At 68.2% G+C, this 3,771-nt stretch carries 5 protein-coding genes; 3 read left to right on the top strand and 2 right to left on the bottom strand.

The genetic code is table 11. The features are described 5' to 3' along the window. Positions 1–694 (top strand): SDR family NAD(P)-dependent oxidoreductase (locus GJV64_RS12455; RefSeq protein WP_164157576.1); only part of this gene is annotated, 694 nt, incomplete at its 5' end. Between the two features lie 57 nt (positions 695–751). After that, on the top strand, positions 752–1,612 hold the full coding sequence (locus GJV64_RS12450) for an LOG family protein (protein WP_164157578.1): 861 nt from the start codon (positions 752–754) through the stop codon (positions 1,610–1,612). A gap of 15 nt (positions 1,613–1,627) precedes the next feature. On the opposite strand, the gene GJV64_RS12445 is transcribed toward GJV64_RS12450, so the two are convergent. Then, positions 1,628–2,239, bottom strand: a complete 612-nt coding sequence (locus GJV64_RS12445) for a c-type cytochrome (protein ID WP_205599624.1) — start codon at positions 2,237–2,239, stop codon at positions 1,628–1,630. A 121-nt stretch (positions 2,240–2,360) separates the two neighbouring features. Here GJV64_RS12445 and GJV64_RS12440 point away from each other — a divergent pair, with 121 nt between their 5' ends. Then, positions 2,361–3,257, top strand: a complete 897-nt coding sequence (locus tag GJV64_RS12440; RefSeq protein ID WP_164157573.1) for a prephenate dehydratase — start codon at positions 2,361–2,363, stop codon at positions 3,255–3,257. Positions 3,258–3,260: 3 nt separating this feature from the next. Here the strand turns inward: GJV64_RS12440 and rsmD are convergent. Next, the coding region (gene rsmD / locus GJV64_RS12435) for a 16S rRNA (guanine(966)-N(2))-methyltransferase RsmD (RefSeq protein WP_164157572.1) at positions 3,261–3,771 on the bottom strand (511 nt) is incomplete at its 5' end.

Here is a 3,771-nt window from a genome sequence, read left to right as displayed (position 1 = left end):
GGCCGCCGACATCAATGCGACGGGCGCCGCGGAGACGGCTGCCCTGTGTGGCGGCGAGGCGCTGGAGCTTGATCTGGCCGATCCGGCGGCCGGGCCGGCAGCCGTCGAGACGCTCGTCGCCCGGCACGGCCGGCTTGATGCGATCTTCGCCAACGCCGGCATTGGCCACCGCGCCCGGTTGCTGAAGGCCGATCTCGATGATCCGGCGCTGCTGCGCCTGTGGGAGATCAACATGCTGTCCCCCACCAGGCTGGCGCAGCCGCTGGTGCGTGCGGCCGAGGCGGGCGGCTGGCGGGCGCGGCTGGTGGTGACCGGCTCGGAGAACAGCCTTTCGCTGCCGCCCTCCATCCAGAATTTCGGCAACGGGCTCTATGCGGCGTCCAAGCACGGGGTCCTCATCCTTGCCGAATGGTTGGCGACCGAGGCGCGCAACGCCGGCAAGCCATTGGATGTCCACGTGCTGCTGCCCGGCGGCGTCTACACCGGCCTCACCGCGGCCGGTCTGGGGCCGGACCCGGCGCGCTGGCCGGCGGACATGGGCATCATCCTGCCCGAACGCGCCGCCGAAATCTGCCTCAAGGGGCTCGATCTCGGGCTGTTCCATATCCCCACCCACGGCCATCTTCATGCTGACATGGGCTGGCGTTACGAGAATGTGGGCGCTGCCACGGCGGCGCTTGGCCTGAAGAGATGACAAGTCTGGCCCGCCGGCCTATCCGGCAGAGCCTATTTCATGAAGAGAAAGAAGATGATGAACCCCCCGGCACCGCCGACTGTGCCCGAACGCCTGTTCCCCACCGCCAAAGCCGATGCAAGGTTGGGCAATCAGCCGACCGCCGTGCCGCAAACGGAACATCCTGCCTATCGCCTTGCCTTCCAGGATCCGGACTTCCTGCTGCGCGAGGATCTGCGCCCGGTGCGCTTCCAGCTCGAACTGCTGAAGCCGGAACTGCTGCTGGCCGAGGCCGACATTCATTCGACCTTTGTCTTCTATGGCTCGGCGCGCATTCCCTCGCCAGAGGAGGTCCCGGCCGTAGAGGCCGCTGCCGACACGCCTGAAAAGCAGGCAGTGGCCGCGCGGCTGGCAGAGAAGGCCCGTTATTACGAGGTGGCGCGCGACCTGGCCCGCCTCGTCTCCACCCACTGCGAGGCGGGGGAACGCTGCTTCACCGTCTGTTCGGGCGGCGGGCCGTCCATCATGGAAGCGGCCAACCGCGGCGCGTGGGAGGTGGGGGCGCCGTCCCTGGGCATGAACATCGTGCTGCCGCACGAGCAGGTGCCCAACCCCTATGTGACGCCGGGGCTTTCCTTCCAGTTCCACTATTTCGCACTTCGCAAGATGCACTTCCTGATGCGTGCAAAGGCGGTGGCGGTGTTCCCTGGTGGCTTCGGCACCTTCGACGAACTGTTCGAACTCTTGACCCTGGTGCAGACCGGCAAGGTCGCGCCGCTGCCCATCCTGCTCTATGGCCGCGGCTTCTGGAACCGCGTGGTCAACTTCGAAGCGCTGGCCGAAGAAGGCGTGATCGCACGCCACGACCTCAAGCTGTTCCACTTCGTCGAAACGGCGGAAGAAGGCTGGGCCATCGTCAGGGCCCATTACGGGCTCTGAGGGCCATACCCGGGATCAGCGCGTGGCGGTGGCCTCTGTGGCGGCGTCCGCCGGCGCAGCTTCCTCCGCAGCCGGGGCTTCCTCGGCTGGCGCGGCGGGCAGCGGCAGCGGGCTGGCGCTCTTGCTGTTCAGATAGGCAATCAGCGCGGCCCGGTCTTCCGGCTTGGAAATGCCGGCAAAGCTCATCTTGTTGCCGGCCGCATAGGCCTTCGGGCTCTTCAGCCAGCCCCACAGCGCATCCCAGTCCCACGGCTTGCCAGCCATGCCCTTCAAGGCATCGGAATAGGCAAAGCCGGCGGCCGCCGCGATCGGGCGACCAACCACGCCATAGAGCGCCGGGCCAGTGCCGTTGGCGCCGCCGGGATCAACATTGTGGCAGGCGGCGCATTTCTTGAATTGCGCCTCACCCTTCGCAAGGTCGGCGCTGGCGAGATAGAAGGCCGCCGGCTTCTCGGCATCGGCGGGTGCTGCCTCGGCGGGGCCTTCGACCACGCCGGCCACGACATAGCCCGGCTTTTCCGGCAGGTGCCGCGCGAACATCATGTCACTCACGATCGACACGCCCAGCACGGCCACCAGGCCGCCCAGCACGCCGCCGAAGATCTTGTTCCACTCGAAACTGTCCACGCCGGGGCTCCGTTGATGGTGCCGATCTGCCTGCCGGCACCTTGCTGCCGCAGCGATTAGGAAATTGTGGGCTGCCCCGCAAGCATTTGCTTGTTGCAGCGCACTATCATAACGAACGGCCATGACGAGCAGCTATCCGCCCCTTGCCCAGGCGCTGGTCGACCGCATGGTCGAGGCCGCCGCCCACCAGCCCACGCTGGCCGTGGCGTTTCAGGGCGCGCCGGGCGCCTACAGCCACCAGGCCGTGCGCGAGGCCTTCCCCGATCGGCTGCCGCTGCCCTGCGCCAGCTTTGAAGACGCGATCGAGGCCGTGCAGTCGGGCCGCGCCGGCTGCGCCGTGATCCCCATCGAGAACAGCCTGCACGGCCGAGTGGCCGATATCCATTTCCTGCTGCCCGAAAGCGGGCTTGCCATCGTTGGCGAGCATTTCGTGCGCGTGCGCCATTGCCTGCTGGGCCTTGCCGACAAGGCGTCGCTCAGGGAAGTGAAGAGCCATGTCCAGGCGCTGGGCCAAGTGCGCCGCCACCTGCGGGCCTGGGGCATCGCGCCGGTGCAATATTTCGACACCGCCGCCGCCGCCGCCGCCGTTGCCGGCGATGGCAACCCGGCGATGGGCGCCATTGCCAGCCGGCTGGCGGGCGAGCTTTATGGCCTCAACATCCTGGCCGAGGGCGTGGAGGATGCCGATCACAACACCACCCGCTTCGTGGTGCTGGCACGCGAGCCCGTGGCGCCGCCGCCCGGCGTGCCGGCGATGACCAGCTTCAACTTCGAGGTGCGCTCGGTGCCGGCGGCGCTGTTCAAGGCGCTGGGCGGCTTTGCCACCAACGGCATCAACATGACCAAGCTGGAATCCTACCTGCGCGACGGCAAGTTCGCGCAGGCCGAATTCTATGCCGAGATCGAAGGCTCGCCCACCGAGCCGGCCGTGGCGCGTGCCCTGGAGGAACTGGCCTTCTTCACCAACTGGGTGAAGGTAATTGGCACTTATCCGAAAGCCCGCGACCGGGCGGAATGAGGCTCAGGCCGGTGCTTTAAGCAGCCGCACCAGCGCCTTGCCGAAGCGGCGTTCGACCAGCATTTCGAACGGCGTTGCCAGCGGCTCGCCGGCCGCCGTCTCGATGCTGATCAGTGCGCCCGGCGCGATCCAGCCCTGCGCCGCCAGATGCGCGAGCGCCGGTTCGGCGAGGCCCTGGCCATAGGGCGGATCGAGAAAGACGAGATGGTGAGGGCGCGTCGCCGGGCCGAGGCTGGTGACCGGCGCCTGCCGCACGTCGCCTGCGGCACCCAGTGCGGCGAGGTTGGCGCGGATCGTGCGCACGGCGCTGGCATTGCTGTCCACGAAACAGGCGCTGGCGGCGCCGCGTGACAGCGCCTCTATGCCCAGCGCGCCGGTGCCGGCGAACAGGTCAAGCACGTCCAGCCCCTCGAAACTCCCCAAACGGCTGGTCAGCATCGAGAAGATCGCCTCGCGGGCGCGGTCGCTGGTTGGCCGCGTGGCCTCGCCCGCCGGCGCCGCCAGCGCCCGCCCC

It is taken from the genome of Sandarakinorhabdus rubra (assembly GCF_010994245.1).
Lineage (GTDB): Bacteria > Pseudomonadota > Alphaproteobacteria > Sphingomonadales > Sphingomonadaceae > Sandarakinorhabdus > Sandarakinorhabdus rubra.
Note: the sequence above shows the minus strand (reverse complement) of the source record. Positions and strands in the feature narration are given on the sequence as shown.

What these genes read in the sequence shown, in the direction of transcription:
- GJV64_RS12450 (WP_164157578.1), top strand. Translation starts at nt 752, where the DNA reads ATGAACCCCCCGGCACCGCCGACTGTGCCCGAACGCCTGTTCCCCACC.
- GJV64_RS12440 (WP_164157573.1), top strand. Translation starts at nt 2,361, where the DNA reads ATGACGAGCAGCTATCCGCCCCTTGCCCAGGCGCTGGTCGACCGCATG.